This window comes from Pseudomonas sp. KH_027, from assembly GCF_057838565.1.
On record NZ_CM174470.1, the window covers coordinates 687,336 to 710,020 of the forward strand.

At 65.2% G+C, this 22,685-nt stretch carries 23 protein-coding genes; 9 read left to right on the forward strand and 14 right to left on the reverse strand.

Features of this window, described 5'->3' with window-relative positions:
- The first annotated feature begins 243 nt into the window (after nt 1-243).
- Entirely contained in the window at nt 244-1,182 is a 939-nt protein-coding gene (locus AC3IYG_RS03160; RefSeq protein WP_489312270.1) for an SdiA-regulated domain-containing protein, read from the forward strand.
- Here AC3IYG_RS03160 and AC3IYG_RS03165 read toward each other — a convergent pair.
- The 7 genes from AC3IYG_RS03165 to AC3IYG_RS03195 form a co-directional block, all read right to left on the reverse strand.
- Nucleotides 1,166-1,615, reverse strand: a complete 450-nt coding sequence (locus AC3IYG_RS03165) for a DMT family transporter (RefSeq protein WP_489312271.1) — start codon at nt 1,613-1,615, stop codon at nt 1,166-1,168. The two genes, AC3IYG_RS03160 and AC3IYG_RS03165, sit on opposite strands and share 17 nt — an antisense overlap.
- Before the next feature lie 107 nt (nt 1,616-1,722).
- Nucleotides 1,723-2,214: a GNAT family N-acetyltransferase gene (locus tag AC3IYG_RS03170; RefSeq protein ID WP_489312272.1), complete on the reverse strand. Its 492-nt coding sequence runs from the start codon at nt 2,212-2,214 to the stop codon at nt 1,723-1,725.
- 28 nt (nt 2,215-2,242) lie between these two features.
- The gene (locus AC3IYG_RS03175) at nt 2,243-2,803 is read right to left on the reverse strand and encodes a DUF4136 domain-containing protein (protein ID WP_489312273.1); all 561 of its coding nucleotides are present in this window, start codon (nt 2,801-2,803) and stop codon (nt 2,243-2,245) included.
- A 176-nt stretch (nt 2,804-2,979) separates the two neighbouring features.
- Nucleotides 2,980-3,582 (reverse strand): DUF4136 domain-containing protein, encoded by a 603-nt coding sequence (locus AC3IYG_RS03180; protein WP_489312274.1) that lies wholly within the window; start codon nt 3,580-3,582, stop codon nt 2,980-2,982.
- Nucleotides 3,583-3,603: 21 nt separating this feature from the next.
- Nucleotides 3,604-4,353, reverse strand: a complete 750-nt coding sequence (locus tag AC3IYG_RS03185; protein ID WP_489312275.1) for a methyltransferase domain-containing protein — start codon at nt 4,351-4,353, stop codon at nt 3,604-3,606.
- Nucleotides 4,350-4,655 carry a nucleotide pyrophosphohydrolase gene (locus AC3IYG_RS03190; protein WP_489312276.1) on the reverse strand — a complete coding sequence of 102 codons (306 nt, stop codon included), beginning with the start codon at nt 4,653-4,655 and terminating at the stop codon, nt 4,350-4,352. The genes AC3IYG_RS03185 and AC3IYG_RS03190 overlap by 4 nt, the downstream gene beginning before the upstream one ends.
- A gap of 36 nt (nt 4,656-4,691) precedes the next feature.
- A complete protein-coding gene (locus AC3IYG_RS03195) occupies nt 4,692-5,543 on the reverse strand; it encodes a MaoC family dehydratase (protein ID WP_489312277.1) in 852 nt (283 codons plus the stop codon).
- 182 nt (nt 5,544-5,725) lie between these two features.
- On the opposite strand from AC3IYG_RS03195, the gene AC3IYG_RS03200 reads away from it, so the two are divergent.
- Nucleotides 5,726-6,718 (forward strand): AraC family transcriptional regulator, encoded by a 993-nt coding sequence (locus tag AC3IYG_RS03200; RefSeq protein ID WP_489313830.1) that lies wholly within the window; start codon nt 5,726-5,728, stop codon nt 6,716-6,718.
- 50 nt (nt 6,719-6,768) lie between these two features.
- On the opposite strand, the gene AC3IYG_RS03205 is transcribed toward AC3IYG_RS03200, so the two are convergent.
- Complete coding sequence (locus AC3IYG_RS03205; protein ID WP_489312278.1) at nt 6,769-8,121, reverse strand: 3-oxoacyl-ACP reductase; 1,353 nt, start codon at nt 8,119-8,121, stop codon at nt 6,769-6,771.
- Nucleotides 8,122-8,280: 159 nt separating this feature from the next.
- Between AC3IYG_RS03205 and AC3IYG_RS03210 the strand changes: the two genes are divergently transcribed.
- Nucleotides 8,281-9,558 carry an acetyl-CoA C-acetyltransferase gene (locus AC3IYG_RS03210; RefSeq protein WP_489312279.1) on the forward strand — a complete coding sequence of 426 codons (1,278 nt, stop codon included), beginning with the start codon at nt 8,281-8,283 and terminating at the stop codon, nt 9,556-9,558.
- Between the two features lie 184 nt (nt 9,559-9,742).
- On the opposite strand, the gene AC3IYG_RS03215 is transcribed toward AC3IYG_RS03210, so the two are convergent.
- Nucleotides 9,743-10,033 carry a DUF2218 domain-containing protein gene (locus tag AC3IYG_RS03215; RefSeq protein ID WP_489312280.1) on the reverse strand — a complete coding sequence of 97 codons (291 nt, stop codon included), beginning with the start codon at nt 10,031-10,033 and terminating at the stop codon, nt 9,743-9,745.
- Between the two features lie 34 nt (nt 10,034-10,067).
- Nucleotides 10,068-10,709 carry an NAD(P)-dependent oxidoreductase gene (locus tag AC3IYG_RS03220; RefSeq protein ID WP_489312282.1) on the reverse strand — a complete coding sequence of 214 codons (642 nt, stop codon included), beginning with the start codon at nt 10,707-10,709 and terminating at the stop codon, nt 10,068-10,070.
- Between the two features lie 103 nt (nt 10,710-10,812).
- On the opposite strand from AC3IYG_RS03220, the gene AC3IYG_RS03225 reads away from it, so the two are divergent.
- The 3 genes from AC3IYG_RS03225 to AC3IYG_RS03235 all read left to right on the forward strand — a co-directional run bounded on the left by AC3IYG_RS03225 (nt 10,813) and on the right by AC3IYG_RS03235 (nt 13,765).
- Nucleotides 10,813-11,703 (forward strand): LysR family transcriptional regulator, encoded by an 891-nt coding sequence (locus AC3IYG_RS03225; protein WP_489312283.1) that lies wholly within the window; start codon nt 10,813-10,815, stop codon nt 11,701-11,703.
- Between the two features lie 128 nt (nt 11,704-11,831).
- Nucleotides 11,832-12,725: a PA4780 family RIO1-like protein kinase gene (locus tag AC3IYG_RS03230; RefSeq protein ID WP_489312284.1), complete on the forward strand. Its 894-nt coding sequence runs from the start codon at nt 11,832-11,834 to the stop codon at nt 12,723-12,725.
- Between the two features lie 137 nt (nt 12,726-12,862).
- Nucleotides 12,863-13,765 carry an EamA family transporter gene (locus tag AC3IYG_RS03235; protein WP_489312285.1) on the forward strand — a complete coding sequence of 301 codons (903 nt, stop codon included), beginning with the start codon at nt 12,863-12,865 and terminating at the stop codon, nt 13,763-13,765.
- Here AC3IYG_RS03235 and cueR read toward each other — a convergent pair.
- The 3 genes from cueR to AC3IYG_RS03250 all read right to left on the reverse strand — a co-directional run bounded on the left by cueR (nt 13,731) and on the right by AC3IYG_RS03250 (nt 17,128).
- A complete protein-coding gene (gene cueR / locus AC3IYG_RS03240) occupies nt 13,731-14,132 on the reverse strand; it encodes a Cu(I)-responsive transcriptional regulator (protein WP_489312286.1) in 402 nt (133 codons plus the stop codon). The two genes, AC3IYG_RS03235 and cueR, sit on opposite strands and share 35 nt — an antisense overlap.
- Nucleotides 14,129-16,645 carry a heavy metal translocating P-type ATPase gene (locus AC3IYG_RS03245; RefSeq protein WP_489312287.1) on the reverse strand — a complete coding sequence of 839 codons (2,517 nt, stop codon included), beginning with the start codon at nt 16,643-16,645 and terminating at the stop codon, nt 14,129-14,131. The genes cueR and AC3IYG_RS03245 overlap by 4 nt, the downstream gene beginning before the upstream one ends.
- Before the next feature lie 90 nt (nt 16,646-16,735).
- Entirely contained in the window at nt 16,736-17,128 is a 393-nt protein-coding gene (locus tag AC3IYG_RS03250) for a hypothetical protein (RefSeq protein ID WP_489312288.1), read from the reverse strand.
- 168 nt (nt 17,129-17,296) lie between these two features.
- On the opposite strand from AC3IYG_RS03250, the gene AC3IYG_RS03255 reads away from it, so the two are divergent.
- Nucleotides 17,297-17,494, forward strand: a complete 198-nt coding sequence (locus AC3IYG_RS03255) for a heavy-metal-associated domain-containing protein (protein ID WP_489312289.1) — start codon at nt 17,297-17,299, stop codon at nt 17,492-17,494.
- Here the strand turns inward: AC3IYG_RS03255 and AC3IYG_RS03260 are convergent.
- The gene (locus tag AC3IYG_RS03260) at nt 17,473-18,111 is read right to left on the reverse strand and encodes a TetR family transcriptional regulator (protein WP_489312291.1); all 639 of its coding nucleotides are present in this window, start codon (nt 18,109-18,111) and stop codon (nt 17,473-17,475) included. The two genes, AC3IYG_RS03255 and AC3IYG_RS03260, sit on opposite strands and share 22 nt — an antisense overlap.
- A 175-nt stretch (nt 18,112-18,286) precedes the next feature.
- Between AC3IYG_RS03260 and AC3IYG_RS03265 the strand changes: the two genes are divergently transcribed.
- Nucleotides 18,287-19,465 carry an efflux RND transporter periplasmic adaptor subunit gene (locus AC3IYG_RS03265; protein WP_489312292.1) on the forward strand — a complete coding sequence of 393 codons (1,179 nt, stop codon included), beginning with the start codon at nt 18,287-18,289 and terminating at the stop codon, nt 19,463-19,465.
- A gap of 12 nt (nt 19,466-19,477) precedes the next feature.
- Nucleotides 19,478-22,615 carry an efflux RND transporter permease subunit gene (locus tag AC3IYG_RS03270; RefSeq protein WP_489312293.1) on the forward strand — a complete coding sequence of 1,046 codons (3,138 nt, stop codon included), beginning with the start codon at nt 19,478-19,480 and terminating at the stop codon, nt 22,613-22,615.
- Nucleotides 22,616-22,685: the final 70 nt, after the last annotated feature.

The window sequence follows — 22,685 nt, forward strand, 5'->3', positions numbered from 1 at the left end:
TGTCAGAAAAAGGCTGTCAAATCGCCATCACTTGCGGCGCCGTCCCGCGGCTCTGGCCGCGCGCGGCGGCTCGCGGTTACAGGCAGAGCGGCGGCGCGATGCCGGCTGAACTTATGCGCGTGCCGGGTACTCCATTTAGGACGCCGGCCTATCCACGCCACCTGTCGGTTTGCCGCCCCACGACGAATTGACACAGTCGCGGGGCAGACTGGCGCTATCCGATGGCACGTGAGAACTGTATTGATGATGTCCGCTGCTAAGGGGCTGCTTGGAAGGCTGCCTGGTTTGACGCCCCTGCATTGGGGCATGGCGTTGCTGCTGTTGACGCTGTCCTACCAGGTTGTCAGCCGGCACCTGGATCACCGCCTGTATTTCTGGTTGCAGACCAGCAGCCAACAGACACAGTGGGAAAATCGCAGCATCTGGCTGCCCGATTTCAGCGTGCGCGAGCAGGCGGTGCCGGTGGTGGGGGTCGGCGCCAACCTGTCCGGGCTGGCCTACGATGATCAGCGCGACCAGCTCTGGTCGGTGGTCAACAACCCGCCCGAGTTGCAGGCACTGAACAAATCGGGTGAATTGCTGGAACGCTATTCCCTGAGCGGCTTCAGTGATGTCGAGGACCTTACCTACCTGGGCGATGGCCTATTGCTGCTCGTCGAGGAGCAAACCCACGCCCTGGTGGTGGTGCCGGCCCCGGCCGGCGGGGGGGCCCTCTATCGCGAGGATTACCAGGCCTTGACCCTGGGCCTCGGCGCGGGCACCAACAAGGGTTTCGAAGGGGTGGGCTACGACCGCAAGGGCGACCGTCTGTATGTGGTCAAGGAAGATTCGCCACGCCAGCTCTATGAAATTCAGGGCCTGCGCCAGAGCTTGCAGGGCGACTTCAACCTGAAGGTGATCGACCGCTCGAGCTGGATCAGGAACAAGATCTTCGCCACCGACCTGTCGGCGGTGCATTTCGATGAGCAGACCGGCCATCTGTTGCTGCTCAGCGACGAGTCCAAGCTGTTGATGGAGCTGAGCGACGAGGGCGAACTGGTCAGCTTCCGCTCACTGTTTCGCGGCTTCGCCGGGCTCGACCATGGCGTGCCGCAGGCCGAAGGCGTGACCATGGATAACCGCGGCAACCTCTACCTGGTCAGCGAGCCGAACCTGTTCTACCGCTTCAGCCGCGCCGAATAAACCAGACGCCGGCGACGATCAGGACCAGGCCGGTGATCTTGCCGGCGCTAACCGGCGTTTCGCGAAAGCCGGCCCAGCCGAAGTGATCGAGCGTCAGCGCCATCGCCAGTTGCCCGGCCAGCACCAGGGCCATGAACAGCAGGGCGCCGATCCGTGGGCCGGCGAATGCGGCGCAGGTGATGAAAAACGCACCGAGCAACCCGCCGCTCCAGTGCCACCAGGTCAGCCCCTTGAGTGCCGCCAGGCTAGGCACCTCGCGTTGCACTACTACCAGTAACAGCAGCGCCAGCGAGCCGATCAGAAAAGAGACCAGCGCGGCGGCCAGCACACTGGAAACCTGTTTGGCCAACTGGCCGTTGATGCCGGCTTGCAGCGGCAGAAAAGCCCCGGCGATAAAGGGCAGGATCAGCAACCACCAGGCGGGGGCGGGCATGGGGAATCTCCAGTAGGCAAGGGCGCGAAGTATGACGTGGATTGCAGCGCTTGCTAGCCTTCGCGGGGCTTGCCGCCAGCATCACCAGCGTGCCATCCAGGCCCTGGCTAAAGCGGTTTGCTGAATTGCAGCAAGGCCACGCGCTGTTCGAGCTGATTGCGCCGCTCCACCAGCCCTGTGAGCTGGTAGCCGAGCTTAGGGTAGAGCAGCAGGCCGGCGCTGTTGGCGTTGAAGCAGGAGACCTGCATCGACTTGGCTTTGTAGTGCTCCCGTGCCTGCTGTTCCATCACGCCGACCAGGTAGTCGGCCACCCCCTGGCCGCGCGCCCAAGGGGCGACCATCAGGTTGCCAAGGGCGCAGTATTCACCGTGCTGCCACTGATAGAAATTGGCGAAGCCGGCGACCCGGCCATCGAGCAGCGCCACAGTGCTGGCGCGGCGCTCGGCCATGACCGCCGCCAGCTGGCCGATGCTCAGCGGCCAGATGGCTTTCGGGTAGCAAAAAAACAACTCGTCCGGGTTCTGCGGGAAGCCGACGATGTCGCCGAGGTCGGCGACGGTCGCGGGCCGCTGGCTGAGGCCGTGCACGGGCAAGTCCATTTGTCTGTTCACTCCAGGCCGGTGGCAGTCAATGCGGCGGGTATTGCGAGAGCACCTTGCCGACGGTTTCGCGGATCGCCGCTTCACGCTCGGCGGGGCTGGGTGGCGCGCTGCGCATGATCTGCTCGGCACTGCCACGCCAGACCAGCTTGCCGTCCTTGCCGTCGAACAGGTCGACCTGCAGGGTGGCGACTTTGTAATCGACGTTGCGCGTCTCGGTGTAGGCCGGGCCACCCCAGTAGCCGTTCCAGTAACCGCCCCAGGCACCACCGTAGCTGGTGCTGACCTGATCCTGGCGATTCTCGACGATCAGCCAGGCCTGAGCCTTGAGGTCTGGCTTGGCGCCGGCCGGTGCCGGGCGCAGGCCGCGTTGGTCGAGTTGCTGGCTGACCGCTTCGCGTATCCGCTGTTCGGTGAGGTCGCTTTTGATCCGCGGATCGTCGGGGGTGTACTGCAGCGCTGGTTCTTGCCAGCCCCAACTGCGATAAGCGCCGAAGTCGCGGGAGGCGTCGTAATCGCGGCTGAGTTGGTCGGTCTGGCAGGCGGCCAGCAACAATAGGATGGTGGCCAGGAAAAGACGGGGAAACATGATGGCATCTCCGGATGCTAGAGCTTCTATCCAAGCGCAAGCGGCGAGCGACCGCAAGCGCAGATTGCAATGTGCTGCGAGTCCTGGGCTTCGCCAGTGCGGCGGGCTCGTAGCGCAAGGTTGAATAGTCGTTTGCCGCTCTCGCTGTGCCATTGGCGGAGGATGTACCCGGCGCGCTAGTACGGCGGGTAGTCGCTCAGGGCTTTTTGTACGGCCGAACGCAGGGCCGTGGCGCGTTCGGACTGACTGCCGCTGTTTTGGCTTTCGGCGCTGCCGCTCCATACCGGCTGGCCGTTGCCGGCGTCGAACAGGTCAATGCGCACCACCAGGACTTCATACTCGTAGGTGCGTACCAGCGGCACGCTGCCATACAGGCCGTAGTTGTTGCCGTAGGGACCGTGGCCGTAATAGCTGCCGTAGTCATCGCGCTCCTGGCGCACTCGGCGCTCGACCTGCATGTCCGCACTGACCCGCAAGTCGGCCTGAGCGCCTTGCCTGGCGGGGCGCAGGCCGCGCTGGTCAAGGCTGGTGCTCAGGGTTTCCTGCAGCAGTTCCGGGCTGGCCCAGGCGGTGCCCGCCGGCAAGCGGCCATTCTGCCAGGTCCAGGTGCGGTAGCGTCCGTAATCGCGGGGCGCGGCGGGGTAAGCACTGAGGTCGAACGTATTGGCCGCCTGGGCCGGCGCCGGGGGCAAGGGTTTGGAGCTGGCGGTGTAGGGGTTGCTGGCTTGGCAGGCTGCGAGGCAAAGACAACAGGCCAACAAACAAAGGCAGCGATTCATCTCATCCTCCGCGCCGCCCCGCTAGAGCGGGCGGCAGATCCAATGCAGGTAGCGGCCAAGGCCCATGAAGCTTGGGTGGCGGCGATGGGCCAGCTCCATTTCCAGCAGGTCGATCAGCTCGGCCTTGGCCTGGAACTCCACCGGCATGTAATCGTGAAATACCCGCACGCCGCTTTGGCTTTCGACCTGCCAGTGCCCGGCGAGTTGCGCCGCCAGCTCGCGGGGGTCGAGCGGCCGCTGCGGCGTCAGGCTCTGTTTTTCGCCGGCGAACTCCTGTTTGCGCAACTTGCGAAAGTGACCCTTGAGCAGGTTGCGGTAGATCAGCGCATCGCGGTTGTAGAAGGCCAGCGACAGCCAGCCGCCCGTCGCCGTCAGTTGGTGCAGCACCGGCAGGATCGCGTGGGGTTCGGCCAGCCACTCCAGCACCGCATGGCAGATCACCAGGTCGTAGGGTTCGGTCAGTTGGCCGAGTAATTCCTGCCAGGGCGCCTGGATAAAGGTCGCGCTCTGCCCGGCGGCTGCAAAGCGCTCGCGGGCGCCTTGCAGCATCGGCGCGGCGGGTTCGCTGACGGTGACCTGGTGGCCGCGCTCGGCCAGCCACAACGACATATGGCCCAGGCCCGCACCGATATCCAACACCCGCAACGGGCGGTCTGGCAGCGCTTCAGCCAGATCGGCCTGCAGCACCGCCAGGCGGATCGCCCCCTTGGCGCCGCCGTAGATCTTTTCGGCGAAGCGCGTCGCCAGTTCATCGAAATGGCGGTCGCTCATTTGCCGAACCGCCGTTCGCTATCGGCCAGTTTGCCGCGCACCGCCTGTTCCATATCGACGCCCAGTTCGGCGCAGAGCAGCAGGAGATAGAGCACGATGTCGCCAACTTCCTGGCCTGCATGCGCCAACTGATCGGCCGGCAGTTGCCGCGACTGGTCTTCGGAAAGCCACTGGAAAATTTCCACCAGCTCGGCCATCTCCACGCTGGCGGCCATGGCCAGGTTCTTCGGGCTGTGGAAGCCGCGCCAGTCATTGCTGTCGCGAATGGCGTGCAGGCGGGTGGTGAGTTCTTCGAGGTTCATGCGGCTCTCCGGTCAGAGCCGCATTGTTTCACGCGCTTAGAGGGCCCGCCAGCTACCACTCATATGTGGGACGCCGTCCAGGCTCTGCAGTTTGAACTGCCCGCCGGGTGCCACGGCGCTGGCCAGCAGGCAGGCTTCGCCGGGTAGCAACAGCGGTTTCTGGAAGCGCACCTCGAGCACATAACCGGCCGCCGGCAACCGTTCGCCAAGGGCGGCCAGTGCGCGGGCCTTGCTCCACAGGCCATGGGCGATGGCGCGCGGGAAGCCGAACAGCCTGGCGCTGAGGGCGGACAGGTGGATCGGGTTGTAGTCGCCTGCCACCCTGGCGTAGCGTCGGCCGATATCCGCCGGTGCCTGCCACTGTGCGATGAGATCCAGTGCCAGCGGCTCGTCCTCGGTGCGTTCGGTTGGCTGGCCGATCAGGTGCAGGGCGCGGCAGAGAATGCGGCTGTCGCCCTCCCAGAGCAGGCCGAGCTGGTCTTCGAGGCGGGTGATCAGGCTGAACACCGCGCCTTTTTCGTGGGGCTGCAGGTTTTCCACCTGCACGCTGACGCTGAACGGGCCGAGGCCGCCGAGCGGGCGCAGCACGCGGATGCGGTTTTCCAGGTGGACCAGGCCGAGCAGCGGGAACGGGAACGCCTTTTCGGTGAGCAGTTGCATTTGCAGCGGGAAGGCGAGGAGATGCGGATAGGCCGGCGGCAAGCGCCCATCGTCGCTGCAGCCGCAGAGCTGCCGGTAGCGGCGCAAATGCTCGGAATCGACGCTGACCGAGCAACGCAGCCCGTGGCTGGGCAGGGTCTGCCCGGTTACGCCACGGCGCACTGCGGCGCGGGCGAACAGGCCTGGCAGCGCCGGGGGGACGGGCAGGTCGAGCCAGGTGGTGGCCATGGATACGTTCCTTATTCAGATGCCAGCAGCTTAGTCTGCCGTGTTGCGGCTGCATTGGCCGCGCGGCGCGACAGCCTGGCAGGCGAGCCAATCGGCTCATGGCGCTGATTCGCGTCTTGAGCCGCAAGGCCAAAGCTGCATAAGATGGCCGCGCCTCACGACAATAAGAATCCTAAAAAATGCTGCGTGATCTGACCGACGATGTGGCGCTGATGCGCCCGGTGATCGATGCCCTGCGGGCCAGTGGAACCGATCCTGATCGGGTGCTGGTGCGTGTCGGCTTACCCCCTGGTGGCTTGCCCGCCGGCCGCTTCCCCCATTGCGCCCAGGCGCTGTTCTGGAAAGCCGCAGCCGACGAGTGCGCGCAGGAGCACATCGGCCTGTACCTGGCGCGCCATCTGCCGGCATTTCATGGCTTGCTGCTGGAGTATCTGTTCCTCTCCAGCGAAACCTTCGGCGATGGTTTGCGCCATGCCCTGCGCTACGTGCGGCTGCTCTCCGACACCCTGAACGCCAAGCTGGACGTCGAGGGCGGGCAGGCGACCCTGGTGCTCGGCATGACTGCCGGGGTGCCGCGGCACTTTCCGGAAATGCTCGCCGGCGCGGTGATCCGCCTGTTCGCGGCGCTGACCGAGGGCAACTTCAAACCCCAGGCCGTGCAGTTGATGCACCGCGAGGGTGCCCCCGCCGAGCGTTACGCCGAGGTTTATGGGTGCCCCGCGCAGTTGGGCGCCGAGCGCTATGCCTTGTTGTTCGACGCCGCTGTGCTGGACCAGATCTCCCGCCACGCCGCCCCGGAACTGTTGCGCATGCATGAGTCCCTGGCGCGCCGGCAACTGGCGGAGGTCGAGCGCCTGGACCTGGTGCGCAAGGTGCGCGAATTGATCGGTGAACTGCTGGTCGAGAGCGGCGCCACCCTGGAGCAGGTCGCCGGGCGCCTGAACATGCCGCCGCGCCGTCTGCGCGAGCGTCTGGCGGTGGCGGGCGTGCGCTTCAACGATCTGGTCACCGACTACCGCTGTCGGCTGGCCAAGGAGCTGCTGCTCAAGACCGATGAGCGCATCGAAGTGATAGTCGAGCGCACCGGTTTTTCCGAACCGAGCACCTTCTACCGCGCGTTCAAGCGCTGGGTCGGGGAGACCCCGGTGGAGTTCCGAAAACGCGGCAAACCCTAGGGTGGGTTAGCCGCGCAGCGGCGTAACCCACCGACCGCTCCAGCGGCGCCCTACGCCCCCAACAAACTCTGCCCGCAGACCCGCAAGGTCTGCCCACTGATGGCCCCTGAGCTCGGCTGGGCGAACCAGGCCACCGCTTCGGCGACATCCTGGGGCAGGCCGCCCTGGCCCATGGAGTTCATGCGCCGGCCGGCTTCGCGGATGGTCAGGGGGATGGCGGCGGTCATCTGCGTTTCGATAAAGCCCGGCGCCACCGCATTGATGCTGATGCCGCGCTTGCCGAGTGCCGGCGCCCAGGCCTGGGCCAGACCGATCAGCCCGGCTTTGCTGACCGCATAGTTGCTCTGGCCCATGTTGCCGGCCATGCCGCTGATCGAGGCGAGCAGCAGCACCCGGCCGTTGTCGTGCAGCTTGCCGGCCTCCAGCAGGGCCTGGGTCAGCAACTCGGGGGCGCGCAGATTGACCTCGATCACCGAGTCCCAGAAGGTTTCGCTCATCTTCGCCAGGGTCTTGTCGCGGGTGATGCCGGCGTTGTGCACTAGGATATCCACGCCTTCGGGCAGTGCGTCGATGAGTTGTGCCGGCGCATCCGCGGCGCAGATATCCAGTGCGATGCTGCGCCCGCCCAAGCGTGCGGCCAGGGCGTCGAGCGCATCCTTGACCGGCGGCACATCCAGCAGCAATACCTGGGCGCCGTCGCGCGCGAGGGTTTCCGCGATGGCGGCGCCGATGCCACGGCTGGCGCCGGTGACCAGCGCGGTTTGGCCGGCCAACGGCCGCGTCCAGTCTTTCACCTGCGCCGCACAGGCCGCCAAACGGATGACCTGGCCAGAGACGTAAGCGCTTTTCGGCGACAGCAAGAAGCGCAGGGCGCCTTCCAGCTGATCTTCGGCACCCTTGCCGACATACACCAGTTGCACGCTGCCGCCACGACGGATTTCCTTGCCCAGCGAGCGGGTGAAACCTTCCAGCGAACGTTGCGCGCTGGCGGCGAACGGGTCTTTCAGCGACTCCGGTGGCCGCCCGAGCACCACCACGCGCGGGCAATGGCCGAGGCCCTTGAGGGCGGGCTGGAAGAACGCGCGCAGTTCGCGCAACTGCTCGGCATTGCCGATGCCGCTGGCGTCGAAGATCAGGGCTTTGAGTTTCGGGCCGTGCTCGGCGGTCCAGCGGTTCAGGCCGAACAGGCCGTCCTCGCTGGCGAAGGCGGCATCGGTCAGTCGGTTCAGACAAGCGCTGGCGGCTTTGGCCAGCACGCCGTCGCTGATCAGCAGGGCGCCATCGACCGGCCGTGTGCGCCCGGCCACCCAGCGCTCCAGGCGCAACGGCGCGGGCAGCCCGAGGGCGCCGACCAGACGGCGGCCCATAGCGGAGTTGGCGAAGTTCAGATAGCGGTCGGACATGGCAGTCGGCTCCAGCTGGAGAATCAAATGTAGAGCCACTCTACGCAGCCCGGTGGATTGCGCAATTGACCGCGCCGCTCGCCTCGCTGGCAAGGCGGCCAATGCGAGGAAGGCGTGGCAAGCTAGTCTTGTGACCACGTATCTCCCAAGGAGTCTCACATGACCCAGCTGCGCCGGGTCGCCATTGTCGGCGGCAACCGTATTCCTTTCGCCCGTTCCAATACGGTGTACGCCACGGCGAGCAACCAGCAGATGCTGACGGCTGCGCTGGAAGGTCTGATCGAGCGCTACAACCTGCATGGCGAGCAGTTGGGCGAGGTGGTGGCCGGCGCGGTGCTCAAGCATTCGCGCGACTTCAACCTGACCCGCGAGTGCGTGCTCGGCTCGCGGCTGGCGCCGCAAACCCCGGCCTACGACCTCCAGCAAGCCTGCGGTACCGGCCTGGAGGCGGCGATCCTGGTGGCCAACAAGATCGCCCTCGGGCAGATCGACAGTGGCATCGCCGGCGGCGTCGACACCACCTCCGATGCGCCGATCGGGGTCAATGAAGGGTTGCGGCAGATCCTGCTGCAAGCCAACCGTAGCAAGTCCACGGGCGACAAGCTGAAAGCTCTGCTGCAGATCCGCCCGCGTCACCTGACCCCGCACATCCCGCGCAATGGCGAGCCGCGCACCGGTTTGTCGATGGGCGAGCATTGCGAACAGATGGCGCAGACCTGGGCCATCCCCCGCGATGAGCAGGACCAACTGGCCGTCGCCAGCCACCAGAAGCTCGCGGCCGCCTATGCCGAGGGTTGGCATGACGACCTGCTGACGCCGTTCCTCGGCCTGACCCGCGATCAGAACCTGCGCCCGGACATCAGCCTGGAGAGGTTGGCGAGCCTCAAACCGGTGTTCGACCAAGGCCCGCGCGGCACCCTGACCGCCGCCAATTCGACGCCGCTGACCGATGGCGCCTCGGTGGTGCTGTTGGCCAGTGAAGACTGGGCCAAGGCTCGCGGTTTGCCGATCCTGGCCTATTTCCGCGATGGCGAAGCCGCGGCGGTGGATTTCGTTAAAGGCCAGGAGGGCCTGCTGATGGCGCCGGTGTACGCCGTGCCGCGACTGCTGGCGCGCAACCAGCTGAGCCTGCAGGACTTCGACTACTACGAAATCCACGAGGCCTTCGCCGCCCAGGTGCTGTGTACGCTGAAGGCCTGGGAAGACCCCGAGTACTGCAAGACCCGGCTCGGCCTCGAGCAGCCATTGGGCTCGATCGACCGCAGCAGGATGAACGTCAAAGGCAGCTCGCTGGCCGCCGGTCACCCGTTCGCCGCCACCGGCGGGCGCATCGTCGCCAACCTGGCCAAGCTGTTGTCGATGGCTGAGCACGGCCGTGGCTTGATCTCGATTTGCGCCGCGGGTGGTCAGGGTGTGACTGCAATCATCGAAAAGTGATCTAACCCCTGTTGGCGCAGTTCAGCGCGGCAACAGGATGTAAGCAACTCCGTGATTCTCTTCAAGTTGAGAGCGGCGGCCCGTTTCGGCGGTGCCGCCTTTTTTTGCTTGTTTCGGGCTGCGCCCGCACACCATGACACGAGGTCGGCCAGCGGCTTTTCATCCGCCAGACCTTGGCGGTGGATTAAACCGCGTCGTGCCACTCCAGTTGCAGGGCCTGCTGCCAGGCGAAACGCTCGAAATGGCTGGCGACCACCTGTTTGAGCTGTTCCAGGGGCTCGGCCGCGGTGCTTTCCACCTGCAGGCTCAGGCCGTCGTTTTCGGCGCGCAGCAGGCAGAGCCCGGAGGCGAATTCGATCCGCCCTTGCTGTTCATCGAAGCTGACCGGGATCTTGTGGGCGAAGTGCTTGCACAGGCGGCTGATGTAGCGGCCGGCAGTGTCGGTGGGTACATAAGCGGTGCTGGTAAACGACATGGCGTATTCCTGAGAAAAGACGGGCCCGGCGGGCTCAATAACCGACGGTAAAACGCTGTTGTCGGTGCTGCGGTTGCTCGATCTCATCGAGAATCGCCACGGCCAGGTCGGCGACGCTGATGCTGGCTGGCACTTCGCCGTTCATCAGCAGCTGTTCGCCACCCAGACGGTAGTGCCCGCTGCGTTCACCCGGTTGCAGCAGTGCCGGCGGCGAGAGGAAGGTCCAGTCCAGGCTGTGTTCGTCGCGCAGCTGTTGCAGGGCCTGGCGCGCACCCTCGGCACCGTCGCGGTAAGCGGCCGGGAAGTCCGGGGTATCGATCAGTTGCAGCCCCGGCGCGACGTACAGGCTGCCGGCCCCGCCGACCACCAGCAGGCGCTTGACGGCGCTTTGCTTGAGGCCGGCGACTATGGCCTGGCTGCCTTGAATGAACAGCGGCAGGATATCCGCCTTGTCCCAGCCCGGATTGAACGCGCTGATCACGGCGTCATGTCCGGCGACCGCTTGTGCGACGGCGGCGCGGTCATAGGCATTGACCTTGAGCGCGGTCAGATTGGCATGCCGCGGCAGTTTTTCCGGGTGTTGAACCAGGCCGCTGACCTGATGGCCGCGGTTCAGGGCTTCTTGCAGAACTGCGGCGCCGACAAAGCCGCTGGCGCCGATCAATGCGAGTTTCATCAACTGTCTCCGAGTGTGGTGATTCGAGTGGACAGATAATCTCAGATAGATAAAGGCCAGAAAAATAGGCTAAAAAACTTTAACAATTAAGCAGAGCTTAATAATGGAACAGTTAAAACGCATGGCCGTGTTTGCCACGGTGGTGGACAAGGGCTCGATGGTGGCCGCCGCCGAGGTGCTGGGCATGACGCCCTCGGCGGTCAGCCAGCAGATTCGCCGGTTGGAGCAGAGCACCCAGGTCAGTCTGCTGCACCGCACCACTCGCAAGCTGACCCTGACCGAAGCCGGCGCACTCTTTTACCGCAGTTGCGCGCAGGTGCTGGCACTGGCCCAGCAGGCGGAACAGCAGATGATCGAGTTGCGCGATGCGCCGGTCGGCGAGTTGCGCATCGCCGCCCCCGTGGGCTTCGCCGGTGGACGCCTGTGCGCGGCCCTGGCACCGTTGCTGGCGGCGCACCGGCAACTGAGCCTGCAACTGTTCTTTCACGATGAGCAGATCGATCTGATCGAGCAGCGCATCGACATCGCCATCCGCGTCGGCAAGCAGGAAAGCTCCAGCCTGGTGGCGCGGCATATCGCCGACTGGCATACCGTGCTCTGTGCCGCGCCGGCCTACCTGGCGCGCCACGACGCGATCGAGCGGCCGGAGCAGTTGCTCGACCTCGACTGGTTGAGCCAGAGTGCCTATGCGCAGCCGCAGCACTTGACCCTGCGCGGCCCCGGCGGCGCAGAGCAGCGGTTACGTATCGACAGCCGCGTCAGCAGCAACAACATCATTGCCGCGCGCGAGTTTGCCCTGGCCGGCATGGGTGTTTCCCTGCAACCGGAGCCGGAAATCCGTGCCGAACTGGCCAGCGGTCGTTTGTTGCGGGTGTTGCCGCAGTGGCAGGCGCCGCAATTCGGTATCTACATCGTGACCCCGCGCCGTGATGCGCAGCCGGCGAAAGTGCGTTATGCCATCGAGGCGTTGCGCCAGAACCTGCTCGCCGCCTGAGTTGAACACATAAGCGCGTCACTTCGCGTTCAATGGTCGGCAACTGCTGCGCGCTGTGAGAGGATGGCGCACGTGACAACCCTCAGGTGCGACAGACGCCAGCCACAAAGGACCCGCGATAAAAGCTGATGAAGACTCCAAAACGCATTGAACCCCTGATTGAAGATGGCTTGGTCGACGAGGTGCTGCGCCCGCTCATGAGCGGTAAGGAAGCGGCGGTCTATGTGGTGCGCTGCGGCAAGGAGCTGCGCGTCGCCAAGGTCTATAAAGAGGCGAACAAGCGCAGTTTCCGCCAGGCCGCCGAGTATCAGGAAGGCCGCAAGGTGCGTAACAGCCGGGATGCACGGGCCATGGCCAAGGGCTCCAAGCACGGCCGCAAGGAGCAGGAAGACAATTGGCAGAACGCCGAGGTGGCGGCCCTGTTCCGTCTGGCCAGCGCCGGTGTGCGGGTGCCCAAGCCGTTCGACTTCCTCGAAGGCGTGCTGCTGATGGAACTGGTGGCGGATGCCTACGGCGAAGCCGCGCCGCGGCTGAACGACGTGGTCATGGATGCGGAAGAAGCGCGCATCTACCACTCCTTCCTGATCCGGCAGATCGTGCTGATGCTCTGCGCCGGCCTGGTGCATGGCGACTTGTCCGAATTCAACGTGCTGCTCGACGCCGAGGGCCCGGTGATCATCGACCTGCCGCAGGCGGTGGATGCCGCGGGCAACAACCACGCCTTCAGCATGCTCGAACGCGATGTCGGCAACATGGCCGCCTATTTCGGTCGCTACGCCCCGGAACTGAAAGCCACCAAGTACGCCAAGGAGATGTGGGCCTTGTACGAGGCCGGCGCGCTGCATCCGTTGAGCCCGCTGACCGGCGAGTTCGACGAGCCGGACGAGTTGGCCGATGTCGATGGCGTGATCCGCGAAATCGAAGCGGCGCGCCTCGATGAACTGCGTCGCCAGGCCGGCCGCGCCGAAGCGGATGGCCCGCCGAAAGCCGAAGAGCCGCCACCGCCGCCCTGGCTGCAATAAGCCGCGAATAAGACCGTGAACCGCAGGGCGCAACGCCCTGCGGTCAATCCGCCATACCAGCTGTTTCTCGCCAGCTGTATCCGTACAGCGTCAAGACAAACTGCTAGCGTGCTCTGAGCTGTTCTGGAGCTTTCGCCATGTCTTTGCCCCACGCCTTGCTTGCCCTGCTGGTGACCCTGATCTGGGGTATCAATTTCGTTGTGATCAAGGTCGGCCTGCAGGACTTTCCACCGCTGCTGTTCTGCGCCCTGCGTTTCGCCCTGGCGGCGTTGCCCTTGCTGTTCCTGCGGGGGCCAATGCCGGCGCCGCTGTGGCGGATCGTGCAGATCGGCCTGTTGCTCGGGGTGATCAAGTTCGGCCTGTTGTTCGTCGGTATGCACCTGGGGATGCCGGCCGGCTTGTCTTCGCTGGTGTTGCAGAGCCAGGTGTTTTTCACCGTGCTGATCGCCGCCGTTTTACTGGGCGAGCGACCGGGCATACGGGCGCTGGCGGGCTTGCTGCTGGCCGCGTTGGGGTTGCTGGTCATCGGTTGGCAACGGCCGTTGGGCGACAGTTTGCTGGCGTTCGGCCTGGTGGTCGCGGCAGCGCTGGCCTGGGCTTTCGCGAATATCGCCACTAAAGGCTCCGGCGCGACCGACATGCTGCGGCTGATCTGCTGGGTCAGTTTGATTCCGCCGCTGCCGTTGCTGGGGTTGTCCTACCTGTTCGAGGGGCCGCAGGCGATTCAGGCTGCGCTCAGCCACTTCACCTGGGCGGGTGTCGGCGCGCTGCTGTATATCGCTTTTTTCGCCACCACCCTCGGTTTCTGGATCTGGAGTTTCCTGTTGCGCCGTTACCCGGCCAGCGTGGTCACGCCATTCGCCTTGGCGGTGCCGGTTTCCGGGCTGCTGGCCGGCTGGCTGTTTCTCGATGAGGGTCTGAGCGTGGCCAGTTGGCTGGCCTGCGCGCTGGTGTTCGTCGGCCTGGCGATCACCGTATTGCCCAACGAGCGGTTGCGGCACCTGTTCAGTGGCAAGCGCCATTCGACTCCAGGTCTCTGAGGATCGGGCAATCCGGACGATGATTGCCTTGGCAGTGCTCCACCAGTTCTTGCAGGGTGTCGCGCAGGCCCGTCAGTTCGGCAATCTTGCGGTTCAGCTCGTCGATATGACCGCGGGCCAGGGTTTTCACATCGGCGCTGGCGCGTTGGCGATCCTGCCAGAGGGCGAGCAATTTGCCGACTTCCTCCAGGGAGAAGCCCAAGTCGCGTGAGCGCTTGATAAACGCCAGAGCGTGCAAGTCCTGGGCGTTGTAGCGGCGGTAACCACTGTCGCTACGGCTGGCCGGTTTGAGCAGGCCGATGGACTCGTAGTAACGGATCATCTTGGCGCTCAGGCCGCTGGTTTTGGCTGCTTGGCCGATGTTCATCGCGAGGTCGTCCTCCAGTTACGGGCCGGGTTGAGCGAGTCGGCGCGTGGGGTTTTCGAGCGTTCGCTGTCGATCTGCGGTGTCCAGGTTTTCAGCAGCAACGCATTGCTCACCACGCTGACGCTGGACAGCGCCATGGCGGCGCCGGCGAGCATCGGGTCAAGCAAACCGAGCGCCGCCAGCGGTATGCCGACCAGGTTGTAGATAAACGCCCAGAACAGGTTCTGCCGGATCTTGTTGTAGGTGCGGCGGCTGATGTCCAGCGCCGCCGGCACCAGCCGCGGGTCGCCACGCATCAGGGTGATGCCGGCGGCGTGCATGGCCACAGCGGTGCCACCGCCCATGGCGATACCGACATCGGCCGCCGCCAGGGCCGGCGCATCGTTGATGCCGTCACCCACCATCGCCACCACGGCGGTTTTTTTCAACTCGCTGATGATTGCCGATTTCTCGGCCGGCAGCACCTGGGCATGGACGGCGCTGATGCCCAGGGCGTCGGCGACAACCCGCGCGCTGCCTGAATTATCGCCGGTAATCAGGTGGCTGCCGATGCCCCGCGCGTTCAGCTGTTGGATGGCTTGCGCGGCCCCGGGCTTGAGGCTGTCGCCAAAGGCGAACAGGCCCAGCACCCTGGGTTGCGGCGCCTGTTCGATCAGCCAGGACAAGGTCCGTCCTTCGGCTTCCCAGGTCTGCGCCGAAGCTTCCAGTTCATCGGCGGGCAAGCCGCTTTCCGTCAACAGCCGGCGATTGCCCAGTGCCAGTTGCCGCCCCTCGACGGTGCCGGCAATGCCGCGCCCGGCCAACGCCTGGCTGGCCGTGACGTTACGCGGTTCCAGGCCGCGCGCCTGGCAGGCGCTCAGCACGGCCTTGGCCAATGAGTGTTCGCTGCCCCGCTGCAGCGCCCCGGCCAGCTGCAAAATACCCTCATCCCCGCCACTCCCGCCACTCCCGCCATCACGCTCATCCTCTTGGTCGCCGTCATCCCCGCGAAGGCGGGGACCCGGTAAAGAAGCAAGGTGGACGATTTGCGGCGTGCCCGAGGTCAGGGTGCCGGTCTTGTCGAAGGCGACGACGCTGACCGCATGGGCGACTTCCAGGGCTTCGGCGTCCTTGATCAGGATACCGTGGCGTGCCGCCACGCCGGTGCCGGCCATGATCGCCGTCGGCGTGGCCAGACCGAGGGCGCAGGGGCAGGCGATCACCAGCACCGCCACGGCGTTGAGCAGCGCGGTTTCCAGCGAACTGCCGGACCACAGCCAGCCGAGCAGGGTGGCGACGGCAATGGCGATCACCAGCGGGACGAACACCGTGCTGACCTTGTCCACCAGCTTCTGGATCGGCGCCTTGGCCGCCTGGGCGTCTTCCACCAGGCGGATGATCCGCGCCAGCACGGTTTCCGCGCCGAGGGCGCGGGTACGCACCAGCAGCCGACCTTCGCCGTTGATGGCGCCAGCGGTGACCGGATCGCCGGGCTGCTTGGGCACGGGCAGGCTTTCGCCGCTGATCAGCGCCTCGTCGGCGTGGCTCTGACCTTCGAGCACCTCGCCATCGACCGGGAAGCGCTCGCCGGGTTTGACCACGACCTGATCGTCCAGGCGCAAGGCGGCGATGGCGACCGTTTCTTCCTGGCCGTCGCGCAGACGGATGGCCTGTTCCGGGCGCAGCGCTTCGAGGGCGCGGATGGCGCTGGCGGTCTGGCGCTTGGCGCGGCTTTCCAGGTATTTGCCGAGCAATACCAGGCTGATCACCACGGCGGCGGCTTCGAAATACAGGTGCGGCATGGCGCCGGCGGGCACCGTCCACCACTGGTAAAGGCTCAGGCCATAAGCCGCGCTGGTGCCGATGGCGACCAGCAGGTCCATGTTGCCGGCGCCAGCGCGCACGGCTTTGTAGGCCGCCTTGTAGAACCGCGCACCGAGGACGAACTGCACCGGCGTGGCCAGGGCGAACTGAGCCCAGGCCGGCAGCATCCAGTGCAGGCCGAACCACTCCAGCAGCATCGGCGCGAGCAGCGGCAGTGCCAGGGCCAGGGCCAGCAGTACGGCCCAGCGTTCGCGACGCAGGTGCCGTTCGTGAGTGTTGGTGGGGTGGCCGTCAGCGAGTATGTCGGCGTGATAGCCGGCGGCTTCGACGGCGTGTAGCAACAGCGTGCTGTCGAGCCCGTCGAGCAGCTGCAGGTGGGCGCGCTCGCTGGCCAGGTTGACGGTGACCGCGCGCACGCCGGGGACTTTCTGCAGGGCGCGTTCGACGCGGCCGACACAGCTGGCGCAGGTCATGCCCTCGATGGCGAGTTCCAGGCGTTGGCTGGGAACCTGGTAGCCGGCGCTTTCCACCGCCTCGATCAGTGCTGGCAGGTCGCGATCGGCCGCTTCGACCCGCGCCTGCTCGGTGGCCAGGTTGACGCTGGCGCGCTGTACGCCGGGGACTTTCTGCAGCGCTCGTTCAACGCGGCCGGCGCAACTGGCGCAGGTCATGCCGGTGATGGGCAGGTCGAAGGTGGTCGGGCTGGGCATGGGTGATCTCCATTGCGTTCACCCACAGGATCAACCTTGCCACCTGGGTAAGGTCAAGTCTTTAGCGATGCCAGCCCCGCACAGCCGGGGTTAGCGGCTGGCCGGGGCCGGCAGCAGGTACAGACCCTGGGTGTTGAGGGCGATGCGGTATTTGCGGATTTCGCCGGCCTGCAGGGCGATCGACTGGCTGTTGAGCTGGGTGATGCCGGGTTGGCAGGCCCCGCTACCGACCAGGCCGAGGCGCAGCGACAGCGGGCCCGGCGGCAGGTTGAAGGAGACGGACTGGCCCTGGTAGAGGCGGGCGGCGAGCTGATCGTCCAGGTACAGGCCGATGTCGCAGGGGCTGGCGACCTCCAGGCGTTCGCGGGAGATGATCAACACCCCATAGCCGTCGGCTTGCGGCGTCATGGGCTGGGGGATTTCTGCCAGGGTTCCGTGCGGCAGTGCCAGCACGGCCAGCAAACTCAGGTTCAAGCGGCGCATGTAACACCTCCGGGTCGGCAAAGGGTTGCTGCAAGGGTGGTCGAGTTGTCGCGCATCGACAAGTGCGGATGCCGGCAGGCCCTTGACCTTGCCTCTGTGGCAAGGTCGATGCTTGGTTTGCACGGGCAAACGCACGGTTTGCCCCGTCATTCACTCGGGAGTATCGGTATGCAAAGGTTCAAGGTGCAGGGCATGTCCTGCGGGCACTGCGTGCGGGCCATCACCCAGGCATTGCAAGCGCGTGATCCGCAGGCCGAGGTGCAGGTGGATCTCGCTGCTGGCGAAGTGCGGGTGACCAGCCGCTTGGCGACGGCCGAACTGTTGCAGGCGATCGAGGCGCAAGGCTACAGCGCCACGGCCGATTGAGGCCAGTCGCGGGTCAGGCCGCGGAACAGTGCGTCGATCATCGCGGCGGCGTCCTGCAAGGGGTCGAACAGCGTGGGGTCGCGCAGCCAGTCGCTGAACAGGCCGATGATCAGCGCATGCAGGGCGCGGGCGGCGATGCGCGGGGTCATGCCCGGTTGCAGGCGACCGCGCGCCTGGGCACGGCTCAGCAGCTCCTCGCAGAGGGCGATGAACTGGTTGATGAAGGCCTTGTGGCGGTCTTCGGCTTCGCGCAACTCGTCGGTGAATTCGCAGCGCAGCAGCAGGATCGTGAGGATGCGCCGGCGCTGTTCGTCGCGTGCCAGGTTCTGCATGGCGTCGACGCAGAGGTTGCGCAGCGTCTGCAGGGGATCCTGCTCGTTGCAGCCGGACAGGACTTCGGCCATCTGCTCCGGTGGCAGACGCACTTGATTGAGCATTTCGTGAAACAAATGGGCTTTATTCTGGAAGTGCCAGTACACCGCGCCACGGGTTACCGCCGCAGTGCGGGCGATCTGCTCGAGCGTGGTGTGGGCCACGCCTTTTTCCAGGAACAGCATTTCCGCCGCCAGGAGGATGGCGCTGCGGGTTTTCTCGGCTTCTTCTTTAGTCCGGCGCATGGCAGTTAGGGTATTTCTGACTAGGCTCTTATTTTGGAGCAGATGTTGGGGACATTTGCTTGGGGACAGAGTGTAATGAGTTTAACGCCGATATTCTGTTTACAAGCATGAATGTATGTAATTAGCATCGCTAGCCTGCTGCTTCCGTCCGGATTGGGTTGTCATGGAGACCTCTATGTTGTTTGCTCGTCACCTTCCTTCTGTCCTTAAAGTTTTTGCGCTCAGTAGCGTTTTGGCACAGCACGCAGTGGCGGCCGATCCCTCGGCAGCTGCGCCACCGCCACCGGAGGTGGCGGTGGAAACGGTCACCGCCGCGCCTTTCCCGCTGGTGCTGGAGTACGCCGGACGCACCGCTGGTTACCGGGAAGTGGAGGTGCGGGCGCAGGTCAGCGGTATCCTGCAGCAACGGACCTACGATGAAGGCAGCCGGGTCACCAAGGGGCAGATTCTGTTTCGCATCGACCCGCGTTCCTACCAGGCCGCCCTTGGGCAGGCCAAGGGCGCGCTGGCCCAGGCCGAGGCGCGCTACCGGCAGACCGACCGCGATCTGAAGCGCACGCGCGAGCTGCAGAAGAAGGGCTACGCCAGTGAGAGCGAGCTGGATAACGCGATCTCCAACTTCGAGCAGAGCAAGGCCAATGTCGAGGCGGCCAGGGCCGAGGTGCAGGCCAGGCAGATCGACCTCGACTACACCACGGTGGAAGCACCGATCTCGGGCATGACCAGCAAGGAAACCCGCTCCGAAGGCAGCCTGGTGGCGGCGAACGATCCGAATAGCAGCCTGCTGACGCAACTGACCCAGCTCGACCCGCTGTACGTCAACTTCGCCTACCCGGACACCGAGGCCGAACGCCTGCGTGAGGGGGTGCAGAGCGGCAAGCTGGTGCTGCCGGCGGACGGCAAGTTGTTCGCCGAGCTCCAGTTTGGCGACGGCAGCGCCTACCCGCTCGAAGGGCGGGTGGATTTCACCGACAGCTTCGTCAATACCGGCACCGGTACGGTCAGCGCCCGTGCCGTGATCCCCAACCCCGAGCAGAAGCTGTTGCCCGGCCAGTTCGTGCGCGTGCTGATCAAAGGCCTCAGCCGGCCGGAGGCGGTGACCGTGCCCGAGCGCGCGCTGGCACAGGGGCCACGTGGCACCTTCGTTTATGTGGTCGACGACCAGGGGATAGCGCGGATTCGTCAGGTCGCCACCGGGCAGACCGCCAATGGTCGCTGGGTGATCGAGTCCGGTGTTGCCGCCGGTGATCGGGTGATTGTCGAGGGCCTGCTCAAGGTGCGCCCCGATCAGCCGGTCAAGGCGGTCGATAGCCGCGCCAAGCCCGCCGAAAGCCAACCTGCCAAGCAGTCCTGAGGAGCGCCTATCGTGATCTCGCGCTTCTTTATCGACCGGCCGATTTTCGCCACCGTCATTTCCGTCGTCATCGTGCTGGCCGGTCTTGCGGCCATGCGCTCGCTGCCGATCTCCCAATACCCGGAAATCCTGCCGCCGCAGGTCTCGGTAAGCGCCTCCTATCCGGGCGCCAGCTCCCAGGTCATCGCCGAAACCGTGGCGGCGCCGCTGGAGCAGGAAATCAACGGCGTCGAAAACATGATCTACCAGCTGTCCAACTCCGACAGCAGTGGCGCCATGAGCCTGACGGTGTATTTCCAGGTCGGCACCGACCCGGATCAGGCGACCATCAACGTCAACAACAAGGTGCAGGCGGCACTGGCGAAACTGCCCGAGGAAGTGCGTCGGCAAGGGGTGAAGGTGGAGAAGAAATCCTCCGACATCCTGCAGGTGATCACCCTCTACTCGCCGGATGGTTCTCGCGATCCGATCTTCATCAGCAACTACGCGCTGATCAACGTGATCGATGAGCTCAAGCGTCTCAAGGGCGTTGGCGACGCCAGCCAGTTCGGCTCCAAGGACTACTCCATGCGCATCTGGCTACGGCCGGACAAACTCGCACAGTACGACCTGACGCCGACCGATGTGGTCAACGCCATCCAGGAGCAGAACTCGCAGTTCGCCGCCGGCAGCTTTGGTCGTCAACCGCTCAAGCAGGAGCAGGACTTCACCTACACGGTCACCACCCAGGGCCGTTTCACCGACCCGAAAGAGTTCGAGAGCATCATCCTGCGCACCGACGCGACCGGCGCCAGCCTGTTGCTCAAGGACGTTGCCAGGGTTGAGTTGGGCGCTCAGGACTACTCGTTGATGACCTCGCTGAATGGCCAGCAGAACGCCGCGTTCGGCATTTATCTGCAGCCGGGCGCCAACGCCCTGGACACCGCCGCAGCGGTCGAGGCGACCATGGCGCGCCTGTCCAAGCGCTTCCCGGAAGGCATCGCCTACAAGATTCCCTACGACACCACCAAGTTCGTCAAAGTCTCGATCGAGGAGGTGATTCACACCTTCTTCGAGGCCTTGCTGCTGGTGGTCCTGGTGGTCTTCGTGTTCCTGCAGAACTGGCGCGCCACGCTGATCCCGGTGCTGGCGATTCCGGTGTCGCTGATCGGCACCTTCGCCGGCATGTACCTGCTCGGGTTCTCGATCAACCTGTTGACCCTGTTCGGCATGGTGCTGGCCATCGGCATCGTGGTCGACGACGCCATCGTCGTGCTGGAGAACGTCGAACGGGTGATGCGCACCGAGAAGCTCGCTCCGCGCGAAGCCGCGATCAAGGCAATGGAAGAGGTGACCGGGCCGATCATCGCCATCGTGCTGGTGCTCTGCGCGGTCTTCATCCCGGTGGGTTTTCTCGGCGGGCTGGCGGGCCAGATGTACCAGCAGTTCGCGATCACCATCGCGGTCTCGGTGATGGTCTCCGGGGTGGTGGCACTGACCTTGTCGCCGGCACTCTGCGCGTTGTTGCTCAAGCCCGGTGAGCATGAGCCGGCGGCGCCGTTCCGCTGGTTCAACCGAGTGTTCGATCGCGCCACCGCCGGCTATGGTGCCGGGGTGCAGTTCTTCCTCAAACGCTCGGTGATCGGCCTGCTGCTGTTCGGCGGGATGATCGCGCTGATGGTCGTGTTGTTTGGCCGGGTGCCGACCTCGCTGGTGCCGGACGAGGATCAGGGTTATGTGCTCAACGCCTACTTCCTGCCGCCAGCGGCCTCGCTGACCCGTACCGAGAAAGTCACCGGCGCGGTCACCGAGGAATTGATGAAGCACCCGGCGGTGCAGGATGTGGTGACCTTCGCCGGTTTCGACATTCTCACCTTCGGCACCCGCAGCAACGCCGGGGTCTCGTTCGTGCCGCTGAAGGACTGGAGCGAGCGGACCACGCCCGAGCTCGACGCTCGCAACCTGCCGCGCGATTTCATGAGCATGGGGGCGCAGCAGAAAGACGCGGTGGTGATGACCTTCAACCCGCCGCCGATCACCGGCATGAGTACCACCGGTGGCTTCGAGGCCTACATCCAGGACCGTAGCGGCGGTAACAGCGAGCAGTTGCAAGCGGTGGTGCACAAGTTCCTCGCCGAGGCGGCCAAGCGCCCCGAACTGGCGGGGGTCAATACCACCTTCAACGCCGACGTGCCGCAGTACTACATCGATCTCGACCGCACCAAGGCGCGGGCCTTGGGCGTGGCGGTCAACGATGTGTTCACCGCCATGCAGGCCACCTTCGGCAGCTACTATGTCAACGACTTCACCCTCTACGGGCGCACCTGGCAGGTCAGCCTGCAGGCCGAGTCGGAGTTCCGCCGCAAGCCGGAAGACCTCAGCCAGGTCTATGTGCGTTCGGCCAGCGATGATCTGGTGCCGCTGTCCTCCCTGGTCAGTGTGCAGCGTATCCTCGGGCCCGACAGCTACGCGCGCTTCAACGTCTACCCGGCGGCCAAGGTGCTCGGCGGCCCGGCCCCGGGCTACAGCTCCGGGCAGGCGTTGGTGGCCATGCAGGAAGTGGCCGATCAGACCCTGGGGGAGGATTACAGCATCGGCTGGATCGGCTCGGCCTACCAGGAGCTGGCGTCCCAAGGCTCCGGCAGCACGGCGTTCGTGTTCGGCCTGGTCATGGTGTTCCTGATCCTCGCTGCGCAATACGAGCGCTGGACCTTGCCGGTGGCGGTGGTCACCGCGGTGCCGTTCGCGGTATTCGGCGCGATCCTGGCGGTCTGGCTGCGCGGCATCCAGAACGATGTGTACTTCCAGGTCGGGCTGGTGACCTTGATCGGTCTGGCGGCGAAGAACGCCATCCTGATCGTCGAGTTCGCGGTGCTCTGTCGGGCGCAGGGCATGGGCATCCATGAGTCGGCGCTGGAGGCGGCGAAGCTGCGTTTCCGGCCGATCGTGATGACTTCACTGGCCTTCATCCTCGGTTGCGTGCCGTTGGCCATCAGCACCGGCGCGGGGTCGGCCAGCCGCCACTCGATCGGCACCGGGGTGATTGGCGGTATGCTGGCCGCGACCATCCTGGCGACTTTCCTGATTCCGATGTTCTACCTGCTGGTGGAGTCGGCGGCGGCCAAGCTCAGCAAAGACAAGAAGCCCGAGGCCGTGGTCAACGCGGAGTAAGGTTCACCCGTGCGCCGCCATCTGCGAAGATGGCGGCGTATTTGTTTTTGGGGTGTGGCCAAGCGCATGG